Consider the following 21172-nt stretch of genomic DNA (forward strand, 5'->3'; position numbering starts at 1 on the left):
CCCCAGCCACAACGGCGGCTGCGTCCGGTGGTCACACCCTTCTCGGCACCCACGGTGCTCATGTGGTAGCCGGGCGTGCCAGGCACTTCCCAGTCGAGCTCTGTCGGGAACGGACCGCCACCAACGCGGGTGCAGTAGGCCTTGGTGATGCCCAGGATGTAGTGCAGCATGCCGGGGCCCACGCCCGAGCCGGCAGCAGCGTTGCCGGCCACGCAGTTGCTGGAAGTCACATACGGGTAGGTGCCGTGGTCCACGTCGAGGAGCGTGCCCTGCGCGCCTTCGAACAGCAGGTTGGCACCGGCCTTGTTGGCTTCGTTCAGTTCACGCGAAACGTCGGCCATCATGGGCTTGAGCAGCTCGGCATGGCGCATGGCTTCGGCGTACACCACGTCGAACTGCACCTTGCCGTCCTGGATGTAGGGCTTCAAGGCATCGCCGAAGACAAACTTGGACGAGCCCAGGTAGGTGGTGAGCACATGATTGTGCAGGTCCAGCAGCTCGCGCAGCTTGGCGGCGAAACGCTCGGGGTACTTGAGGTCCTGCACGCGCAGGGCGCGGCGGGCGATCTTGTCTTCGTAGGCGGGGCCGATACCGCGGCCGGTGGTGCCGATCTTCTCGGCGCCGCCCTGCTCGCGTGCAGCCTCGCGCGCCACGTCGATGGCGGCGTGGAACGGCAGGATCAGCGGGCAGGCCTCGCTGATGCGCAGGCGCGAGCGCACTTCGACGCCCGCCTTCTCCAGGCCTTCGATTTCCTCGAAGAGCTTGGCGGCCGACAGCACCACACCGTTGCCGATGTAGCACTTGACGCCCGGGCGCATGATGCCGCTGGGGATCAGGTGCAGCGCAGTCTTCACGCCGTTGATGACCAGGGTGTGGCCGGCATTGTGACCACCCTGGAACCGGACCACGCCCTGCGCGCTCTCGGTGAGCCAGTCGACCAGCTTGCCCTTGCCTTCGTCACCCCATTGGGTTCCGACCACCACTACGTTGCGACCTTTGGTTGCTTTCATCTCAGACCCAATTCTCAATTGCAATTAACTCGATCAAACAGCCTGCACGACCCACTGGCCCGCAATCTGCACCAGCTCTCGGTCACAGTGGAACTCATCGACTTCGCTCCCATGCCCAGGCAGAACACATACCACCGTCTCGCCTTGACGGCGCAGCGCGGCAATGGCGGCATTCACATCGCTCGCCTCGCCCCAGGGCGCGCGGATGGCAGCCTTCAGGGCGCGCGGGGACACCACGCTCACCAGTTGCTTGATGTCAAGGCTGAAGCCGGCCGCAGGCCGGTTGCGGCCGAACACGGCACCCACCTCGTCATAGCGCCCGCCGCGCACCAGCGCATCGCTGGCGCCTTTGCCGTAGATGGCAAAGCGGGTGCCACTGTAGTAGGCGTAGCCACGCAGATCGGCCAGGTCGAAGGTGACCACGGCACCGTCCAGGCGCGACGCCAGCCAGCGCAGGTGTGACAGCACTTCGGACACGCCGGCGATGTGCTTCAGGGCCTTGTCGGCCTCAGCCAGCACGGACTCGTCGCCATACAGCTGCAGCAACGCCAGCAGCCCCTGGCGCGATGCCGCAGGGAAGTCACGGGTCAGCGTCGCCAGTTCGCTCGCGTCCTTGGCCGCCAGGGCGGCATGGATACGGCTGAGCAGCGGTGCATCCACCGCCACACCGGCCAGCAGGCTGCGCACGATGCGTACGTCGGCCAGGTCGATGGTGGTGTCGCGCACCTCGGCCACGCGCAGGCACTCACGCGCCAGCTGCAGGGCTTCGAGGTCGGCCTCCAGCCCGGCATGGCCGTAGATCTCGGCGCCGAACTGCAGCGGCTCGCGCGTGGCATGGGGGCGATCGGGGCGGGTGTGCAGCACGGGGCCGCAGTAGCACAGCCGCGTCACGCCCTTGCGATTGAGCAGGTGGGCATCGATGCGGGCCACCTGGGGCGTGGTGTCCGCACGCAGGCCCATGGAGCGACCCGACAGCTGATCCACCAGCTTGAAGGTCTGGAGATCCAGTGCCTCGCCAGTGCCCGTCAGCAGGGATTCAAGGTGCTCCAACAGCGGCGGCATGACCAGCTCATAGCCATAGCAGCGCGCCGTGTCGAGCAGCCCGCGACGCAATTCTTCGATGTGCCGCGCTTCGGACGGCAAGACATCGGCAATGTGATCCGGCAGGACCCAAGCAGACATGGAGAAAAGGGGAGGCTGTTAAAACCGTGATTCTACCGGCACCGGCAAAGCACCCCAAATGGGGGCCTGCCGCGAGGGTGACCGGGGCGGAAAAACCCGGGGAGCCGGCCGCGTCCCACCGGACGGGAGCGGCTCCCCAAAAAAAAGCGGCAACCCCACGGTGCAGGGCTGCCGCTGTGCGCCTGGCAAGCGCAGGCGCGGGGTGTTACTTGCGCGGTGCCGCAGGCTGCGCCGCGGGCGCTGTGCCACCGCGGAAGGCCTTGAAGAACTCCGACGACGAGGGGTCCACCACCATCACGTCGCTCTTCTTGTTGAAGCTGGACTTGTAGGCCTCCAGGCTGCGGTAGAACTGCGCAAACTGCGGATCGCGGCCAAACGCCTCGGCGTAGATGCGGGCAGCTTCGGCATCGCCTTCACCCTTGAGCTTCTGGGCATCGCGGTAGGCATTGGCGATGGCGATCTCGCGCTGGCGGTCGGCATCGGCGCGGATCTTTTCGCCCTCCGCCGCACCGGTGGAACGCAGCTCATTGGCCACGCGCTTGCGCTCGGCCTCCATGCGGCGGTAGACCGACTCGGTGATGGCCTCGACATAGTCGACGCGCGTGATGCGCACGTCCACCACATCCACGCCCCAGGGCTTGGCACCGCGCACGGTTTCCAGCACTTCGCGCTTCACGTCGGCCATCAGCGCTTCGCGCTTGAGCGACAGCAGCTCCTTCACGGTGCGCTTGTTGATCTCTTCCTGGAAGGCGTTGCGCACCACCCGGTTGAGCTGCATGGCCCCGGCGCTCTCGTCCAGGCCCACATTGCGGATGTATTGGGTGGGCTCCGAAATGCGCCAGCGCACATACCAGTCAATCACCACGCGCTGCTTTTCGGCCGTGAGCATGGGCTCCGTATCGGGGCTGTCCAGCGTGAGCAGGCGCTTGTCGATGTAGGTCACGTTTTGAAACGGCGGCGGCAACTTGAAGTTCAGGCCCGGCTCGGTGATCACTTCCTTGATCTGCCCGAGCGCGTAGAGCACGCCGAACTGGCGCTGGTCCACCACGAAGAGCATGGAGCTCATGAGTGCAAGCACCACCAGGAGGGTGGATGCGATAAATCCGACTCTGTTCACGAGCTGCTCCTAGCGGGATTCACGTTCGCGTGTGCGACTGCTGTCACGCGCCCGGGGGTCATTCGAAAAAGTGGACGTCGGTGGCAAGGTTGGCACCACGGTCGATGCGGCATTGGCCGGCGGCGACTCCAGCGTCGCGGGCGTGCCCGTGGCCACGCTCTGCATGATCTTGTCCAGCGGCAGGTACAGCAGGTTGGAGCCCTGGCGGGAATCCACCAGCACCTTGGTCACGTTGCCATAGATCTGCTGCATGCTTTCCAGGTACATGCGGTCGCGCGTGACCTGGGGCGCCTTCTGGTACTCGGCCAGCACGGACGAGAAGCGCTGCGCATCACCCTGTGCCTGCGCCACGATGCGGGCCTTGTAGGCGGCCGCTTCTTCGTTCAGGCGCGAGGCGGAGCCCACGGCGCGCGGAATCACATCGTTGGCGTAGGCCTGGGCATCATTCTTGGCGCGCTCGCGCTCCTGACCGGCCTTGAGCACATCGTCGAACGAAGCCTGCACCTGCTCGGGCGGGCGCACGCCACCTTGCTGCAGGTTGATGCCCACGACCTCGACACCGACCTTGTAGCGGTCCAGGATGGTCTGCATCAGCGCGCGCACACGCGGGGCGATCTGGTCGCGCTCCTCGGCCAGGGCCGTGTCCATGCGCATCTTGCCCACGACTTCGCGCACCGCCGTCTCGGCGGCCTGCACCACGGCGTCCGAGGGGTTCTTGCTCTCGAACAGCCAGGCACGCGCATCGCTCAGGCGGTACTGCACGGCGAACTTGATCTCGACGATGTTCTCGTCTTCGGTGAGCATGGCCGACTCGCGCAGGCCGGTGCTCTTGATGATGTTGTCGCGGCCCACGTCGGCCGAGCGGATCTGCGTCACGAACACCAGCTCGTGGCGCTCGATCGGGTAAGGCAGGCGCCAGTTGAAGCCCGCACCCACCGTGCTCTTGTATTTGCCGAACTGGGTGATCACGGCCTGCTGGCCTTCCTGCACGATGAAGAAGCCCGTGCCCATCCAGATCACGAAGACGATGCCGGCGATCAGGCCCACGCCCACGCCCGCACTCTTCATGTCGGGCGGCTGGAAGCCTCCGTTGCCGGAGCCCCCCGTGCCGCGCCCACCACCGCCACCCTTGCCGCCAAACAGGCCGCCGAGCTTGCGGTTGAGGTCACGCCACAGTTCGTCCAGGTCCGGCGGCTGGCCGTTGCCCTGGCCCTTGTTGTTCTCGCGCCCGCGGTTGCCTGCGGGGGGCTGCGCCGGCTGGCGGTCGTCCGGGCGGGCGCCGTCGTCCGGCTTGTCTTCGCCACGGCCCCAGCGGGGGTCGTTCAGATTGAACATGCCCCGGATACGTTCTGGCAGCGAAGCCCAGCGTAGGGTGCGATTTTGGAAATTCATGCGCAAAGTCTCTGGTTCTCTGGTGGCATCGATCAAAACGGCATTGTGCCCAATCACCCCTCGTGGGCTGGCAATGGGGCAGCATCAGCTGGGGTCATGTCCTCCCGGGCTTCCAGCACCCGCGCGGACAGCACGCGGCGCAGGTTGTCCAGCCCCTGGCCGGAGCGTGCACTCACGAACAGGCGGGGCACCATCTGCCCTTCCACTTCGTACTGGTCTTCCAGCAACGCAGGCTGCTGCTCGGCATCGAGTGCATCGAGCTTGTTGAACACCAGCAACTGCGGAATGTCGGCGGCGCCGATCTCGTGCAGCACGCGCTGCACCTGGTCCATCTGCTCGGGGAAATGGGGGTTGGAGGCATCGACCACGTGCAGCAGCAAGTCGGCATCGACCGCCTCCTGCAGCGTGGCCTGGAAGGCATCGACCAGGCCGTGCGGCAGGTCGCGGATGAAGCCCACGGTGTCGGACAGCGACACTGAGCGCCCCGCATCGCCCAGGTACAGCTGGCGCGTGGTGGTGTCGAGCGTGGCGAACAACTGGTCGGCCGCATACGCGCGCGCCTTCACGAGCGCATTGAACAGCGTGGACTTGCCGGCGTTGGTGTAGCCCACCAGCGAGATGGTGAAGGTATCGCGCCGGTCGCGCTGGCGGCGCTGCGTGGAACGCTGGCGCTTGACCTTGGACAGGCGCTCGCGCGTGCGCTTGATGGCCTCACCGATCATGCGGCGGTCGAGTTCGATCTGCTTTTCACCCGGACCGCCACGCGCACCGATGCCGCCGGTCTGGCGCTCCAGGTGCGACCAGCGGCGCACCAGGCGTGTGCTCAGGTACTGCAGGCGGGCGAGCTCCACCTGCAGCTTGCCCTCGTGGCTGCGGGCGCGCTGGGCAAAGATTTCAAGGATGAGGAAGGTGCGGTCGGAGACCGGCAACTCCAGGTGGCGCTCCAGGTTGCGCTGCTGTGCAGGGCTCAGCGACTGGTCGAACAGCACCTCCACCGCACCGTGCATCTGGGCCAGGGTGCGGATCTCGTCGGCCTTGCCGCTGCCCACGAACAGGGCCGCATCGGGCGCCTTGCGCTTGCAGGTCAGGCGCGCGACGGGGTTGAGCCCCGCCGTCTGCGCGAGCAGGCCCAGTTCTTCGAGCTCGCCATCGAAATGGGGAAGACCGAAGTCCACCCCCACCAGCAATACCGAGGCACCACCACCCGCGTCAGAAGATGCGGGAGCGCTCAAAGCGGATGGCCTCCGCCCATGACCATCAGACCCAGGATTGAATGCTGAACTGGATGCCGCAACTCAGTTGCCGGCGCCGTCTGCATCAGGGGTTTCGGCCGTCGAGAAATTGACCGCCCGGCCAGGCACGATGGTGGAGATGGCATGCTTGTAGACCATCTGCGTGACGGTATTGCGCAGCAACACCACATACTGGTCGAACGATTCGATTTGCCCTTGCAGCTTGATACCGTTCACCAGGTAGATGGAAACGGGCACATGCTCCCTACGCAGTGCGTTCAGGAAAGGATCTTGCAAAAGTTGGCCTTTATTGCTCACGATATTCTCCGTGTTCAAAAATGTTGTTGTAAACCACCACCTTACCACAGCAAAGTCAGAGTTTTGCCGCCGGTTGGCATGGCCTTTCGCCAACCCGGCCTTTCTTCACGCCGGACCGGGGTGCTTGCCAGGGAAATGCCTCTGGAGATTATGCAGCCAAAGAAACAGATGGTTACTCTTGAGTGCCATGCACAGAATCATGTCGCTGCAATAACCATGCTGCAGTGCAGCACTTGCATTACCCATCCCCCACCGCGAATACGGTCGGGGGACTTCGGAATCAGCCTTCGTCCTTGTCCACAAAGGGGTTGTGGGACGTCTTGACCTCGATGCGCAGCGGGGTACCCACCAGATCGAATTCCTTGCGGAAGCGCCCTTCCAGGAAGCGCTTGTAGGCGTCGGTCACGTGCTCCAGCGAGTTGCCGTGGATCACGATCACCGGTGGGTTCATGCCACCCTGGTGCGCGTAGCGCAGCTTGGGGCGGAACATGCCCGAGCGCTTGGGCGCCTGGAACTGCACCGCCTCCAGCAACAGCCGGGTGAGCACGGGGGTGGACATCTTGCAGGTGGCCGCCTTGTGCGCCTGCACGATGGAGGTCCACAGCGGGCCCAGGCCCTGGCGCTTCTTGGCCGAGATGAAGTGCATGGAGGCGAACTTCAGGAAGGACAGGCGGCTCTCGATGGAACGCTCCAGCAGCGTGCGCTGGTACTCGTCCACGGCGTCCCACTTGTTCACGGCCAGCACCACGGCGCGGCCGCTCTCCAGGATGTAGCCCGCGATGTGCGCGTCCTGATCGGTCACGCCCTGCGTGGCATCGAGCAGCAGCAGCACCACGTTGGCCGATTCGATGGCCTGCAGCGTCTTCACCACCGAGAACTTCTCGATGGCCTCGAACACCTTGCCCTTGCGGCGCAGGCCGGCCGTGTCCACCAGCTCGAAGCGCTGGCCGTTGCGCTCGAAGGGCACGGTGATCGCATCGCGCGTGGTGCCCGGCATGTCGAAGGCGACCAGGCGCTCCTCGCCCAGCCAGGTGTTGATCAGCGTGGACTTGCCCACGTTGGGGCGGCCCGCCACGGCGAGCTTGATGACGCTCTTGTCGTCCGAGGCATCGGCCTCGTCGGGGTCGGGCAGGTTCAGCGGCTCGAGCGCAATCTCCACCAGGCTGCGAATGCCCTGGCCGTGTGCGGCAGACACCGGGAATACCTCGCCCAGGCCGAGCTCGTAGAACTCGGCCAGCTGCACGCCCTCGACCATGCCTTCGGCCTTGTTGGCCACCAGCACGCAGGGCTTGGAGAGCCGGCGCAGGTAATTGGCGATGTCATGGTCCTGTGCCGAGACGCCGGCGCGCGCATCGACGACGAAGACGACCACGTCGGCCTCGGCCACGGCCTGCTGCGTCTGCTTGGCCATCTCGCGGTAGATGCCGGTGGAGGCATCGGGCTCGAAGCCCCCCGTGTCGATGACGATGTACTCGTGCTTGCCCTGCTTGCCATTGCCGTAGTGGCGGTCACGCGTGAGCCCGGCGAAGTCCGCCACGATCGCGTCGCGGGACTTCGTCAAGCGGTTGAACAGCGTGGATTTACCGACATTCGGCCGCCCCACGAGGGCGATAACTGGCTTCATTGAATACGATCCATTATTCCGGGCGGAAGCCAAACACTCCGCCGTTGCGGGTGACCACCACCAGGGTGTCGGCCGCCGCCACCGGTGCCGCGGCAATGCCGGAGCCATCGGTGGTCAGGCGGTTGAGGGGGGCCCCGTCGGTGCGCGAGAGAAGATGCACCAGGCCCGTGTCGTCGCCCACCACCACCGAGCGGCCCAGCAGCAGCGGCGAGGTCAGCTTGCGGTGCTTGAGGCGGTCAGAGCCCCACAGGCGCGTACCGTCATTGCGGTTCCAGGCCACCAGCGCGCCATTGCTTTCGGTGCCGAAGATCGCGTCCTTGTCGCCGTCGATGCCCTCGGCGCCCGCGGCACGCTGGGTCCAGGCGACGTTGCCGCGCACCGTGTTCACGCAGCCCACGGCCGACTGGAAGGCCCGGGCGCACACGGATTCGCCGACGCGGCTGCTGCGCCCCACCAGCTCGACCAGGCGCTCCACGTCGTTGGTGCCGCGCGAGGTGGCCAGCGGGGCCTCCCAGCGCACACTGCCGTTGTCGGGGTTCAGGCCCACCAGGCGGCCGGACAGGCCCACCACCAGGGTGTCACCCACTGCCAGCAGCACACCATCCTGGCGCAGCACCAGGGGCTCACCGGGGCGCTGCTGGGTCCACAGGCGCTTGCCCGTGGCGGCATCGAAGGCCGTCACGGTGCGATCGGCAGCCAGCACGAACACGCGGCCACCGGCCACCAGCGGAGCGGTGAAGACCTGCGAGGCCATGGGCTGGCGCCAGCGCTCACGGCCGGCATCGATGGTGATCAGCGCATTGCTGCGCGCCACCACGGCAGCCAGCTTGCCATCGCTGCCGACACCGGCAGACAGCGGCTCGGCCAGGGCCAGGCGCCAGACATCGCCGCCCGTGCGGGCGTCGATGGCGGCCACCGTGCCATCGGCCGAGGCCAGGGTCACCGTGGTGCCGCTCACGCGCACGTCCAGCGACAGGCCTGCCACCGCGCCCACCTTGCCGGTCCATGCCTGGCGCACGCCGAGCACGGGCACGTTGGCGCCGAGGTCGGCCGGCACGGGCTTGGGCGAGCCGCCCCAGAACGAGCCACTGGGCATCATCGAGCAACCGGCCAGCGCGGCCGCCAGGGCCAGCAAGGCCAGGCCACGAACCGGGCGCAATGGATTGCGCGCGCTCATTTGGCGGCCTCCGCCGCCTTGGCGGCAGCCACGGTCTCGGCGGCGGGGTTGGCGCCCAGTGCGTTGAGCTTGACTTCCACCAGGCGGCGGTATTCCACGTCTTCGCTCATGGCCTTGTAGGCCTTGGTGTACTGGGCCAGGGCCTCGGTGCGCTTGTCCTGCAGCATCAGGATGTCACCCCGGTGGTCGGCTGCGACGCCGTCGAACGCCGCGGGCAGCGAGCCCGACAGCTGGGCCAGCGCTTCGTCGTACTTCTTCTGTTCGGTCAGCACGGCGGCCAGGCGCAGCCTGGCCAGGGCCTTGAAGCCGTCGTCGCCCGCATTCGCGGCCACCCAGGCCAGCACTTCGCGCGCCTCATCGGGTTTGGCCGCCTCAACCAGGCCGCGGGCCACCAGGAAACCGGCCTGGGCCGCCTGCGGCGTTCCGGCATAGCTGGACTTGAGGTCGCCAAAGGCCTGTTCCACACGCGCCTGGTCCTTGGTGCGGTTGGCCACTTCGACCGCGTCGAACAGCGCCGCGGCCTTGGTGGCCTGGCGGCTCTGCCAGTACTGGTAACCGTTCCATGCGGCCAGCGAACCGCACACCACGATCAGCACGCAGCTGATGAGGGTACCCCACTGGTTCCAGAAATGCTTGAGCTGGTCCAGTTGTTCCTGCTCTTCGAGGTCTAAGTGATTTGCCATGGAGGTAGGTAAGAATTAACGGTTGGATTGTAGGGTGGCGGCCCAATCGGCCACATGGGCGAGCGGTTGCTCCACCTGGGCACCCCCTGCGCCATCGCGCAGGGACTTCACGGTGACGGTGCCGCGGGCGAGCTCGTCGTCGCCAAACACCAAAGCATACTGCGCGCCGCTGCCATCGGCCTTCTTGAACTGGGACTTCATGCTGCCCATGCCTTCGCTGGCCGTGGCCGCACCATGCATCTGCACCTGCACGCCCGCCGCCCGCAATTGCTCCAGCACGCGGATGGCGGTCGGCAAGGCGGCGCGGCCGGGGATCACGGCATAGGCATCCGGCACCAGGGCCGGCACCTCGGCGCCCTGCTCCTTGACCAGCTCGAGCACGCGCTCCACGCCCAGGGCCCAGCCCACGGCAGGCGCCGGCTTGCCGCCGATCTGCTCGATCAGGTAGTCGTAGCGGCCACCGCCGCAGATGGTGCCCTGCGAGCCCAGTTGCTCGGTGATGAACTCGAACACCGTGAGGTTGTAGTAGTCCATGCCGCGCACCAGGCGCGGGTTGACCGTCCAGGCCACGCCGTTGGCGTCCAGAATGGCCTTGACCGCATCGAAGTGCGCCAGCGACTCGGCGCCCAGGAAGTCGATGAGCCGCGGCGCCGCATTCACCAGCGCCTGCATCGCCGGGTTCTTGGTGTCCAGGATGCGCAGCGGGTTGGCGTGCAGGCGGCGGCGCGCCTCTTCGTCGAGCTGGTCGGCGTTCTGCTCGAAGTAGGCGATCAGCGCCGCGCGGTGCGCCTTGCGCTCCTCGGGCTGGCCCAGGCTGTTGAGCTCCAGGCGCACGTTGGTCAGACCGATGTCCTTCCACAGCGCATTCGCCAGCAGGATCAGCTCGGCGTCCACCTCGGGGCCGCCAAAGCCCAGGGCCTCGGCACCGATCTGGTGGAACTGGCGGTAGCGGCCGCGCTGGGGACGCTCGTGGCGGAACATCGGGCCCATGTAATACAGGCGCTTGCCGCCCTCGTACAGCATGGAGTGTTCGACCACAGCGCGCACCACGCCGGCCGTGGCCTCGGGGCGCAGGGTCAGGCGCTCTCCGTTCAGGCGGTCTTCGAAGGAGTACATCTCCTTCTCGACGATGTCGGTCACCTCGCCCAGGCCGCGCACGAACAGCGGCGTGGGCTCGACGATGGGCGTGCGCATGTTGCGGTAGGCATAGCGCGCCATCAATTGGCGCACCTTGTCCTCCAGCCACTCCCAGCGGGCGGAGTCGGGCGGCAGGATGTCGTTCATGCCCTTGACCGCCACCAGCTTCTCGGGCTTGGCGGCGGCAGCGGATACGTCTTTACTCACAGCAATGGCTTTCCAGTTGGATAGGGGGCGGGAGACGGCTCCGGGAGGAATGCCGCCTCGCTGGGCCGTCAGGCCCGTCGGGTGCGATTGTCGCAGGGGCGTCGGCCGCCCGGCTAAGCAAGTGCGCCGTCGGGGGCACCCACCGCCGCAGCGGCCACCGGATGGGAGCCGCCAAAGCGCTTTTCGATGTAGTTCTCCACCAGTTGGTGGAATTCGGTGGCGATGTTCTCGCCACGCAGGGTGAGGGCCTTCTCGCCGTCGATGAACACGGGGGCGGCAGGCGCCTCGCCGGTGCCGGGCAGGCTGATGCCGATGTCGGCATGCTTGCTCTCGCCCGGGCCGTTGACGATACAGCCCATGACCGCGACCTTGAGCTTTTCCACGCCCGGGTACTTGACGCGCCAGACGGGCATCTGCGCGCGCAGGTAGTCGTCGATCTGCTTGGCCAGCTCCTGGAAGGTGGTGCTGGTCGTGCGGCCGCAACCGGGGCAGGCCGTCACGCTGGGCACGAACACGCGCAGGCCCAGCGACTGCAGGATCTCGGAGGCCACCACCACTTCCTGGGTGCGGGCCTCGCCCGGCTGCGGGGTCAGGGACACGCGGATGGTGTCGCCAATGCCCTCCTGCAGCAGGATGGACAGCGCCGTGGCCGAGGCCACCGTGCCCTTGGTGCCCATGCCGGCCTCGGTCAGGCCCAGGTGCAGCGCATAGTCGCAGCGCTGCGCCAGGGCCCGGTACACGGAGATCAGGTCCTGCACGCCGCTGACCTTGCACGACAGGATGATCTGGTCGCCATTCAGGCCCATTTCTTCCGCGCGGCGCGCCGATTCGATGGCCGAGGTGATCAGTGCCTCGTACATCACCTGGCGCGCTTCCCAGGGCTGGGCGCGGCGGCTGTTGGTGTCCATCAGCTGGGCCAGCAGCTCCTGGTCCAGGCTGCCCCAGTTGACGCCGATGCGCACGGCCTTGTCCCAGCGGATGGCAGCCTCGATCATCTGGCCGAACTGGCGGTCGCGCTTGTCGCCCTTGCCCACGTTGCCGGGGTTGATGCGGTACTTGGACAGCGCCTGCGCGCAATCCGGATAGTCGGTCAGCAGCCGGTGGCCGTTGAAGTGGAAATCCCCCACCAGCGGCACGGTCTCGCCCATGCGGTCGAGCTGCTCGCGGATGTAGGGCACCGCCTGCGCCGCCTCGGGCGTGTTGACGGTGATGCGCACGAACTCGGAGCCGGCCTGCGCCAGCTCCTTAACCTGGATGGCGGTGCCGATGGCATCCACCGTATCGGTATTGGTCATGGACTGCACGCGCACCGGCGCATCGCCCCCGACCGTGACCACGCGCGAACCCCAGACCACACGGGCCTGGCGGGAACGCCGGGGCGCTGGCTGGGCAATGGCAACCGGGGCCAGATCGGTCAGGGACTTGTCCACTTATTTCACCTCAAAACGCGCAACATTCTCGCGCGAAACGGTGGTCAGCGCGAATGGCTTGCCACGCACAAACACATCGGTCACATCGGCCCGGCCGATCACCACAGACAAGGGGAGGGTTCCGGAGACGGCCACCGACTCACCCACCGCCAGATTCTTCTGCAGGGCAATGGTTCCGCTGGCATCGCGCACCTGCACCCACGAGGCACCACGCGCGCTCAGCGTCAGTACGCTGGAGGCCGAGACGGCCGCAGCCGCTTCGGGTGTCGATGCCGCGGCAGCGACGGCCGGTGCGGCCGCACTGGCCGCCACCGCAACCGGGGGAGCTGCCGCAGGCGCAGGCAGCGCCGCCGAGACAGGCGCGGGAGGCACCACCACACTGGAGGTGGACGCAGAGGCCGCGGCCACCGGTGGCTGCGGCTCCTGGGCGGCGACGGGTGGAGACGCCGGCGCCTCGTCGCCTGCGCTGCTGCCGAACGGATTGCGATCGGCAGGAACAAACATGATGGCCAGGGCCCCCGCCAGCAAGGCCAGCACCACCACGGTGATGGCCCAGGACTTCTTGCCGCCCGACGATGCCGGTGCGAAGGAGCCATTGCCCGCGCTGGAGCTGCTGCCCTTGACCGGCGCGTTGATCCCGGCATTGCCCGCCACCAGGCGTGGGCTCTTGCTCTGCGGCAGCAGCGCCAGGATGGGCGCCGCGTCGATCTTCAGGGTACGGCACACGCTCGAGGCCAGGGCGCGCACGAACACCGTGTCGGGCAGCACCGCGAAATTGTCGGCCTCCAGGGCCTCCAGCTTGGCGACCGGTACCTTCAGGGCCACGGCCAGCGCCGCGATGTGCAGGCCGGCCTCCATGCGCGCCTCGCGCAGCAATGTCCCGGCCGTGCGCCCCCCCGTTCCACCAGGTGCCTCTTCGTGCACCGCAACCCCTGCCACCGAATCACTCATTGAAAGCCCCACGCTGATAGGCACCCGTCTCACGCGCATCCGGGAAGCGCCTGCGCAATTGATCACCCAGCTGGCGCAGCGCGACCGTATCGCCCAGGCCGTGCTCGACCTTGATGCCCAGCCACAGCGTTTCCGCGTTGGCGAAATCGCTGTTGTTCAGGCGGCGGATGTAGAACTGCGCCCGCGTGAGCTCATTGCGGCGCATCAGAAGATTGGACAGGTGGTAGCCTACCACCGGGTTGGAGGCATCGAGCTCGTAGGCCTTGAGCAGCGACTGCTCGGCCTCGGCCACCTGGCCGGCTTCCACCTGGCACAGGCCGCGCGCCATCAGCGTCTTGCCGCGCGCGGTGTAGGCCGGGTTGGCCAGCGCCGTCACGAAGCTCTGGTCGGCCTCGGCGTACTTGCGCTGCTGGCAGTGCAGCCAGCCCAGGTTGTGCAGCAGGTTGGGGTCGTTGCCGCGCAGGCCGAGTGCGCGGCGAAAGCTCTCTTCGGCCTGGCCGAACTCGTTGAGCCGCAGGTAGATCAGGCCGCGCAGGCTGAAGGCATCGGCATAGGTAGGATCGGCGACCAGGGCCTGCTTGACTTCGTCCAGCGCCACGGTGGTCTGCCCGTTCTCGAAGTAATTGGTCGCCAGCTCCAGGCGGATGCGCGCGCGGCGGCGCGCCTCGGGCTCGTCGGAGGGGGTGAACACAGCACCACCACCCTGGGCGGCCGATGTGCCGCCACTGCTGGTGCTCGTGCATCCCGAAAACCCTGCCACGCATGCCACCACCCCACAGGCCAGGAGCGCAGAGCGGCCCATGCGCTGCCAGCGTTCAACCAATCCCACCATGTAGAGCCTCCTTCAAGTTTGTTGTGTCAGGTCACCGGTTTGAGCGCGATTGTGCGCTGTCTGGCCATGCGTTCCGCGGCTTTTGTGCGATCTTTCACGTCACCGGCCAATTGACCACAGGCGGCATCGATATCGTCACCGCGCGTCTTGCGCACCGTGGTCACGATGCCCGCGTCGCTCAGCAGTTTGCCAAAGGCCTGCACCTGCGCGTGTGAAGAACGCAAAAGGCCCGACGCAGGAAACGGGTTGAACGGGATCAGGTTGAACTTGCAGCGCACGCCCTCGCCGCGTGCGGGCTTCACGAGCTCGATCAGTTGCCGCGCATGCTCGATCTGGTCGTTGACCCCGTCCAGCATGCAGTATTCGAAGGTGATGAAGTCGCGCGGCGCATGTTCCAGGTAGCGGTTGCACGCAGCCAGCAGCTCTTCGATCGGGTACTTGCGGTTCAGGGGAACCAGGTTGTCGCGCAGCGGATCGTTGGGCGCATGCAACGAAACGGCCAGTGCCACGGGGCAGTCCTGGGCCAGCCGGTCGATCATGGGCACCACGCCGGAGGTCGACACCGTCACGCGGCGGCGCGACAGCCCATAGGCATGGTCGTCCAGCATCACGCGCAGGGCCGGCACCAGGGCCGAATAATTCTGCAGGGGCTCGCCCATGCCCATCATCACCACGTTGGAGATGACGCGCTCGTCCTTGCCCAGGCGCTTGCGCAGCGCATGCTCGGCAAACCACAGCTGCGCCACGATTTCACCTGTGGTGAGGTTGCGGCTGAAGCCCTGGTGGCCGGTGGAGCAGAAACGGCATCCCACGGCGCAGCCGGCCTGGGAGGAGATGCACAGCGTGCCGCGATCGTCCTCAGGAATGAAGACCGCCTCGACGGCATTGCCACCGCCCACGTCGAACAGCCACTTGACGGTGCCGTCGGCCGAGACATGCTCGGTGATGACCGGCAACGCCTGCACATGCGCACAGCCCCTGAGCTTGTCGCGCAGCGCCTTGGCCAGGTCGCTCATGGCGTCGAAATCGTGCGCGCCGCGCTGGTGGATCCAGCGGAACAGCTGGGTCGCGCGAAAGCGCTTCTCACCGAGCTTCTCGCAAAAGGCGGCCAGCCCGTCGAGGTCGAATTCGAGCAGGTTGGCGCCTGTCGCCGGGCTCGCCACTGCCTTGGCGGCAGGCACGGCGACCGCAGCGGTCGTTTCAGTCGTGGTCGTCATAGCGGCATCCCTTCGGGTAACCGCTCGCAGTCGTCCCCATGGTGCGGCCGCCCCACCGGGGTGGGCTCTAGCATGGGGACCACCATCTCAGCGGGTGTAAATGTTCAGGCCGGGGAAGAAGAAAGCGATTTCCACGGCAGCCGTTTCGGCAGCGTCCGAACCGTGCACGGCGTTGGCATCGATGCTGTCGGCGAAGTCAGCGCGGATGGTGCCGGCTTCTGCCTTCTTGGGGTCGGTGGCGCCCATCAGTTCGCGGTTCTTCAGGATGGCGTTTTCGCCTTCCAGGGCCTGGATCATCACGGGGCCGGAGATCATGAAGTCCACCAGGTCCTTGAAGAAGGGGCGTGCCTTGTGCACGCCGTAGAACTGCTCGGCTTCCAGGCGCGACAGGTGCACCATGCGGGCAGCCACGACCTTCAGGCCGGCGGCTTCGAAACGGGCGTAGATCTGGCCGATCACGTTCTTGGCGACTGCGTCAGGCTTGATGATGGAGAGAGTGCGTTCGATTGCCATGGTGATTTTCCTGATTGGATTGATATAAACGGTGCGGATTCTTTTGCCCAGTGGACAAAACCCTCGATTCTAACCTTGCACGGGGAAACCCCTGTGAATCAACGGCCACGGCCGCGGCGGGGACCACCACCGCCGCCGCCACCGGGCGCGCGTTGCGCCTGGCGATGGCGCGACAGGCTGTCGGTGCCGATGTAGCCGACCGAGGTCTTCATCGGATCGGGCTGGGCCGAGCCGCCGCGCGCGCGGTCGGCATTGTTGTTGCCTCCACCGCCATTGCCACCCCGGCCGCCCTGCCCACCACCGCCATCGCGGCGGGGCTTCTGGCCGCGCGGGCCGTTGCCACCACCCGCGCCCGGCGGTTGGTCACGGCGGCTGCCATCGCCGCGCGGGCCGCCGCGGCGCATGTTGTTGCCGCGCTTGTTGCCTGCCGGGGCGCTTTCGCCCGGCGCGGCATCGCCACGGTCTTCGACCGGGTCACGCCCGGCACCGGCGGCCTTCACCAGGGCCCGGATGTCGCTTTCGTCCAGCTCCAGGAAGGCGCCGCGCTTGAGGCCGCGCGGCAGCACCATGGCGCCGTAGCGGATGCGGATGAGCCGGCTGACCGCATGGCCCACCGACTCCAGCATGCGCCGCACCTCGCGGTTGCGGCCTTCGGAAATGGTCACGCGGTACCAGCAGTTGGCACCCTCACCGCCGCCATCCTCGATGGAGCCGAAGGCGGCCATGCCATCGTCCAGGCGCACGCCCTCGATCAGCTTGGCTTTTTCCTCGTTGCTCAGGGCGCCGAGCACGCGCACGGCGTACTCGCGCTCCAGGCCGAAGCGCGGGTGCATGAGCTTGTTGGCCAGCTCGCCCGAACTGGTGAACAGCAGCAGGCCTTCGGTGTTCAGGTCCAGTCGACCGACGGACTGCCACTTGCCCTGCTGCAGGCGTGGCAGCTTGCGAAACACCGTGGGGCGGTTCTGCGGGTCGTCGTGCGAGACCACCTCGCCCACGGGCTTGTGGTAGGCGATGACACGCGCTGGCGGCGGGTCGATGCGGTAGCGGATGGGCTTGCCGTTGACCTTGACCTGGTCGCCATACTGGATGCGCTGGCCGATGTGGGCCGGCTCGCTGTTGACCGAGATGCGGCCCTCCAGAATGAGCTGCTCCATCTCCAGCCGAGAACCCAGGCCGGCCTGCGCCAGCACCTTGTGCAGCTTGGGCGTTTCCACCTGGGGCAGCAGCACGCGCTTGAGGGGCACCGCCTCGTCGGATTCCTCATCCGCATCGAACTGGCCGGAGACCACGTCCTCGAACTGGTAGCCCTGCACGCCCTGCTGCGGCCTGGGGCCTTTGGGACCCTTCGGGCCAGGGTGGGCCTGGCCCTTGCCATGCCCCTCCTTGCGGCCGTCCCGGCGCTCCTGGCCATCGCCACGTTCGGCGCGCGGGGCATCGCCATAGATGCGCGCGCCGGGCGCGCGGTCGACCAGCACCGGCGGTGCCGCATCCTCTGCGTCGCCAGCAGCAGCTGGGGCGTCCTGGGCGGCCACGGACTGCACTTCGACCAGGGGCAGCACCTCCTGCACGGCCAGCTGCGGCGCGGGCTCCTGCGCCTGGGGCGCTTCGGCCACCACAGCCACCTCGGCCTCTGCGCGGGGCTGGCGCGGCTTGCGGGGCTTTTTCACCGCAGGCTCGGCCTCTGCAGCCGGCTGCACCGCGGCCTCGGCGGGCGCCACGGCAGTGGCTGCATCGTCGGCCACCACCTTCTTGCGCGGCGCGCGGCGTGGCTTGGCAGGCGGTGTGGAAGCCTCGGCACCGGAGGTGGCGGGGTCGGGGGTCGTCGAATCGTCGTTCATGTCAGCTTTCCCGGGACGCCCTGTGGGGCATCCTCATCATCGTCGCGGGAAGCATCGTCGCCCCGCTCCGTCTTGTTCAAATCGTCCGCACTCAAAGCGGTACCTGCCTGGGCCGCATCGTCGCCGGCCACCAGATGGCTGTCGCCATCGAGCCGCACCGCTCCGCCCGACTGCGTAGCCCCGCCCTCCTCGGCCCCGCCCGGCACATCGTCCGGCAGCAAGACCTCGGCGGCGTCCAATGCCCACGCAGCAGCGGCTGCCACCAGCCCATCGTCATCGTCGTCATCGTCGTGGTAACCGTTGGCATCGGCGTCCTCCTCCGGCACAGCCCCACCCTCCAGGCCAGCGAGGGTCTGCTGGACAGGCCCGGCCGTGGTGGCGCCGCCATCGGCCGGCTCGCCGATCGGCGGCTCCAGGGCATCGCCCTCGGGCTGCTGCGCAGCTTCCGCCGCGCCCTCTTCCTCCGCCGGCTCCTCGATCACGCCCTGCGCCGCGGCAGCCATGGCCTCCAGCACGTTGGCATGGCCCGAGGCGTCCTCCAGCATGGGCAACTGGTCCAGCGAGGCCAGGCCCAGGTCATCGAGGAACTGGCGCGTGGTGGCGAACAGCGAAGGCCGGCCCACCGTCTCGCGGTGGCCGATCACCTCGACCCAGCCGCGGTCCTCGAGCTGCTTGATGATCAGGCTGTTGACCGTCACCCCACGGATGTCCTCGATGTCCCCGCGCGTCACCGGCTGCCGGTAGGCAATGATGGCCAGCGTCTCCAGCGTGGCGCGCGTGTACTTGGGCGGCTTCTCGGGGTGCAGCCGATCCAGGTACTCGCGCATTTCAGGGCGGCTCTGCAGGCGCCAGCCCGTGGCCACCTGCACCAGCTCCACCCCCCTGTGGGCCCAGTCGCGCTGCAGGTCGAGCAGCAGCAGCTTGAGCGTGTCCGTACCCAGGGCGTCATTGAACAGCACCCGCATCTCGCGCAGCGCCACCGGCTGCTGCGCGCAAATCAGGGCAGTCTCAAGGACCCGTTTGGCATCCACCGTGTTCATGGTTCAGCGATTCCGGGAAAAAAGGCGGCACGTGTCGTGACAGGGGCCGCACCAGCAGCAGGGATTTCATCCATCAAGGGGCGCAAACTGCGCGGCCGCTGGCGCGACGCTGGGGGCCCGGCGGGATTCCGTCTTCGGGTTCGGGGCGCGGTGTGCACGCCCCAGGGCCGGTCAGGCCTGGAAACACAGATACTGCGTTTCGCTATGCGCCATTGTAACGCAGGCCCCAGAAAGACAGGGCAGCGCCCATGTCCGGGGGCAGCGGCGCATGCAGTTCCAGCGGCTGGCCGGTGACCGGATGGGTGAACGCCAGGTGAAAGGCATGCAGCGCCTGGCGCTGCAAGGCCCCCACCGGAGTGCCGCCATAGAGCACGTCGGCCACCAGCGGATGGCCGATGGAGGCCATGTGCACGCGGATCTGGTGCGTGCGGCCGGTGTGCAGCGTGCACTCCACCCAGCAGCCCGCACCCACCCCTTCGAGCAGGCGGAAATCCGTGCGCGCCGGTTTGCCGGCATGGCTGGCCAGGTCCACCACGGCCATGCGCAGGCGGTTGCGCGGGTCGCGGCCGATGGGCTCCTGCACCGTGCGGCGGGCCGGGCCCGCCCAGGGCTTGTGGGCCAGCGCCAGGTACTGGCGGTGCACGCTGCGCGCGGCGATCATGGCCACCAATGCGTCCATGGTGGAACGCTCGCGTGCCACCACCATCAGGCCACTGGTGTCCTTGTCCAGCCGGTGCACGATGCCCGCGCGCGGCACCAGCAGCGCCTTGGCGTCGCGCGCCAGCAGGCCGTTGAGCAGGGTGCCGCTCCAGTTGCCGGGGGCCGGATGCACCACCAGCCCGGCGGGCTTGTTGACCACCAGCAGGTGCTCGTCCTCGTAGACCACGTCGATGTCCATCGCCTCGGGCCGGAAGGCCTGGCTTTGCTGCGTGGGGCGCATTTCCAGCGCCAGGGCATCGCCGGCCTTGACCTTGAGCGAGGGTTTGGTGGCCGGCTGCCCATTGATCCGCACCAGCCCCTGACCCAGCAGTTGCTGCAGGTAGCTGCGCGAGAACTCGGGCACCAGCTCGGCCAGCGCCTTGTCCAGGCGCGCCGCATGCTGCGCCGTGCCCACCTGCATCTGGCGCACCTCGGCCTCCTCGGCCCCGCCCGCCTCCTCGCCGGCCCACTCCTCGTCGGGGCTGCCAGGCTGGCCGGACAGGCCGGATTCAGGGGCTTGGGCGGGCGCCACCACCACGGCGCTCAACGCGCCGACAGGTAGCGCGCGGGGTCCACCGGCTTGCCGTTGCGGCGGATCTCGAAGTGCAGCTTCACGCGGTCGGCGTCGGTGCTGCCCATCTCGGCGATCTTCTGGCCCTTGCGCACGGACTGGTCTTCCTTGACCAGCAGCGTCTGGTTGTGCGCGTAGGCCGTGAGGAAGGTGTTGTTGTGCTTGAGGATCACCAGGTTGCCGTAGCCCCGCAGGCCGGCACCGGAATAGACCACGCGGCCATCCGCGGCTGCCAGCACCGCATCGCCGGCCTTGCCGGAGATGTCGTAGCCCTTGTTGCGGGCCTCGTCAAAGCCGGCCAGCAGCGAGCCCGATGCAGGCCAGATGAAGTTCAGGTCGTCCTCACCGGCGCTCGGTGCCGGCGTGGGCGCGGCCACCACGGCCGGCGGCGGCGTGGTCGGCTTGGCGCCACTGGCGGTGGAGGCGGGCGGCAACGGGGTCGCCGTCGGCGCCGATGGCGTGATGGTCGTGGAGGTCACCGGGCGCGTGACCACGCCGGTATCGGCGGCGATCACGGGCGGCGGGGTCGTGCCCGGCGCGACGACGCGCAACACCTGGCCCACCTCGATCAGATCGGGGTTCGTCAGGTTGTTCCAGCGCGCGATGTCCTTCCAGCCCTGGCCGTTTTCCAGGCCGATGCGGATCAGCGTATCCCCCGGCTTGACGGTGTAGTAACCGGGCTTTCCGGCATTCTCCGCTCCAGGCAGGGGTTTGATGGGCGCGGCCACCCCACCGGGCTGCGGCGACCCGGTCGTGGTCATGGCCCCGGCGTAGGTTCCCCGGTCCTCCACAGGGGCCTTGTTCATTCGGGTTCCACAGCCAGCCAGCAGCAACGCCACGGTAAACCCTGCAACAAGACCACGCGATACCAACATAAGCATTTCCCTTCAGGCAATCCCCGATTTTAGAGGGACAAAATGAACCGGCTCGAGCACGCTTTGTTTCAACCCGTGCGGGGTCTTGTCAATCACGAGCAACATCTGCTGGCCGCCGGCCACCGCC

General features: G+C 67.5%; 19 protein-coding genes and 1 pseudogene. All 20 read right to left on the reverse strand.

Going from position 1 to position 21172, the window contains the following annotated elements; translation table 11 throughout:
• A partial coding sequence (locus tag PMI14_RS02050; protein ID WP_007848864.1) for an adenylosuccinate synthase occupies positions 1–1010 on the reverse strand: 1010 nt, incomplete at its 3' end.
• Positions 1011–1043: 33 nt separating this feature from the next.
• Positions 1044–2192, reverse strand: coding sequence for an ATP phosphoribosyltransferase regulatory subunit (locus PMI14_RS02055; protein WP_007848867.1), 1149 nt, complete (start codon positions 2190–2192; stop codon positions 1044–1046).
• 205 nt (positions 2193–2397) lie between these two features.
• Positions 2398–3309, reverse strand: a complete 912-nt coding sequence (gene hflC, locus PMI14_RS02060) for a protease modulator HflC (protein ID WP_007848868.1) — start codon at positions 3307–3309, stop codon at positions 2398–2400.
• A 9-nt stretch (positions 3310–3318) separates the two neighbouring features.
• Entirely contained in the window at positions 3319–4701 is a 1383-nt protein-coding gene (hflK, locus tag PMI14_RS02065; protein ID WP_007848870.1) for an FtsH protease activity modulator HflK, read from the reverse strand.
• Between the two features lie 53 nt (positions 4702–4754).
• Positions 4755–5933 (reverse strand): GTPase HflX, encoded by a 1179-nt coding sequence (gene hflX, locus PMI14_RS02070; protein ID WP_007848872.1) that lies wholly within the window; start codon positions 5931–5933, stop codon positions 4755–4757.
• Positions 5934–5996: 63 nt separating this feature from the next.
• Entirely contained in the window at positions 5997–6251 is a 255-nt protein-coding gene (hfq, locus tag PMI14_RS02075) for an RNA chaperone Hfq (protein WP_007848873.1), read from the reverse strand.
• A gap of 280 nt (positions 6252–6531) precedes the next feature.
• The gene (gene der, locus PMI14_RS02080) at positions 6532–7875 is read right to left on the reverse strand and encodes a ribosome biogenesis GTPase Der (RefSeq protein ID WP_007848875.1); all 1344 of its coding nucleotides are present in this window, start codon (positions 7873–7875) and stop codon (positions 6532–6534) included.
• A gap of 13 nt (positions 7876–7888) precedes the next feature.
• Positions 7889–9052 carry an outer membrane protein assembly factor BamB gene (gene bamB / locus PMI14_RS02085; RefSeq protein WP_007848885.1) on the reverse strand — a complete coding sequence of 388 codons (1164 nt, stop codon included), beginning with the start codon at positions 9050–9052 and terminating at the stop codon, positions 7889–7891.
• Positions 9049–9735 (reverse strand): tetratricopeptide repeat protein, encoded by a 687-nt coding sequence (locus PMI14_RS02090; protein ID WP_007848888.1) that lies wholly within the window; start codon positions 9733–9735, stop codon positions 9049–9051. The genes bamB and PMI14_RS02090 overlap by 4 nt, the downstream gene beginning before the upstream one ends.
• 15 nt (positions 9736–9750) lie before the next feature.
• Positions 9751–11019 (reverse strand): histidine--tRNA ligase, encoded by a 1269-nt coding sequence (hisS, locus tag PMI14_RS02095; protein WP_035202043.1) that lies wholly within the window; start codon positions 11017–11019, stop codon positions 9751–9753.
• 173 nt (positions 11020–11192) lie between these two features.
• Positions 11193–12509 carry a flavodoxin-dependent (E)-4-hydroxy-3-methylbut-2-enyl-diphosphate synthase gene (ispG, locus tag PMI14_RS02100; RefSeq protein ID WP_007848894.1) on the reverse strand — a complete coding sequence of 439 codons (1317 nt, stop codon included), beginning with the start codon at positions 12507–12509 and terminating at the stop codon, positions 11193–11195.
• Positions 12510–13460, reverse strand: coding sequence for a helix-turn-helix domain-containing protein (locus PMI14_RS02105; RefSeq protein ID WP_007848909.1), 951 nt, complete (start codon positions 13458–13460; stop codon positions 12510–12512).
• Positions 13453–14292, reverse strand: a complete 840-nt coding sequence (gene pilW, locus PMI14_RS02110; RefSeq protein ID WP_007848910.1) for a type IV pilus biogenesis/stability protein PilW — start codon at positions 14290–14292, stop codon at positions 13453–13455. Before pilW ends, PMI14_RS02105 begins: the two co-directional genes overlap by 8 nt.
• Positions 14293–14318: 26 nt before the next feature.
• The gene (gene rlmN, locus PMI14_RS02115) at positions 14319–15509 is read right to left on the reverse strand and encodes a 23S rRNA (adenine(2503)-C(2))-methyltransferase RlmN (RefSeq protein WP_007848911.1); all 1191 of its coding nucleotides are present in this window, start codon (positions 15507–15509) and stop codon (positions 14319–14321) included.
• 87 nt (positions 15510–15596) lie between these two features.
• Entirely contained in the window at positions 15597–16022 is a 426-nt protein-coding gene (ndk, locus tag PMI14_RS02120; protein WP_007848912.1) for a nucleoside-diphosphate kinase, read from the reverse strand.
• Between the two features lie 98 nt (positions 16023–16120).
• A complete protein-coding gene (locus PMI14_RS02125; RefSeq protein ID WP_007848913.1) occupies positions 16121–17860 on the reverse strand; it encodes a pseudouridine synthase in 1740 nt (579 codons plus the stop codon).
• Positions 17857–18900, reverse strand: coding sequence for an SMC-Scp complex subunit ScpB (gene scpB, locus PMI14_RS35480; protein WP_007848916.1), 1044 nt, complete (start codon positions 18898–18900; stop codon positions 17857–17859). The genes PMI14_RS02125 and scpB overlap by 4 nt, the downstream gene beginning before the upstream one ends.
• A 202-nt stretch (positions 18901–19102) precedes the next feature.
• On the reverse strand, positions 19103–20131 hold the full coding sequence (locus tag PMI14_RS02135; protein WP_369751422.1) for an RluA family pseudouridine synthase: 1029 nt from the start codon (positions 20129–20131) through the stop codon (positions 19103–19105).
• 11 nt (positions 20132–20142) lie between these two features.
• Entirely contained in the window at positions 20143–21045 is a 903-nt protein-coding gene (locus PMI14_RS02140) for a peptidoglycan DD-metalloendopeptidase family protein (protein WP_035202041.1), read from the reverse strand.
• A 12-nt stretch (positions 21046–21057) separates the two neighbouring features.
• Positions 21058–21172 (reverse strand): annotated as a pseudogene (locus tag PMI14_RS35485) (protein-L-isoaspartate O-methyltransferase); the annotation flags it as partial.

Source organism: Acidovorax sp. CF316, assembly GCF_000276605.1.
Classification (GTDB): domain Bacteria; phylum Pseudomonadota; class Gammaproteobacteria; order Burkholderiales; family Burkholderiaceae_C; genus Acidovorax.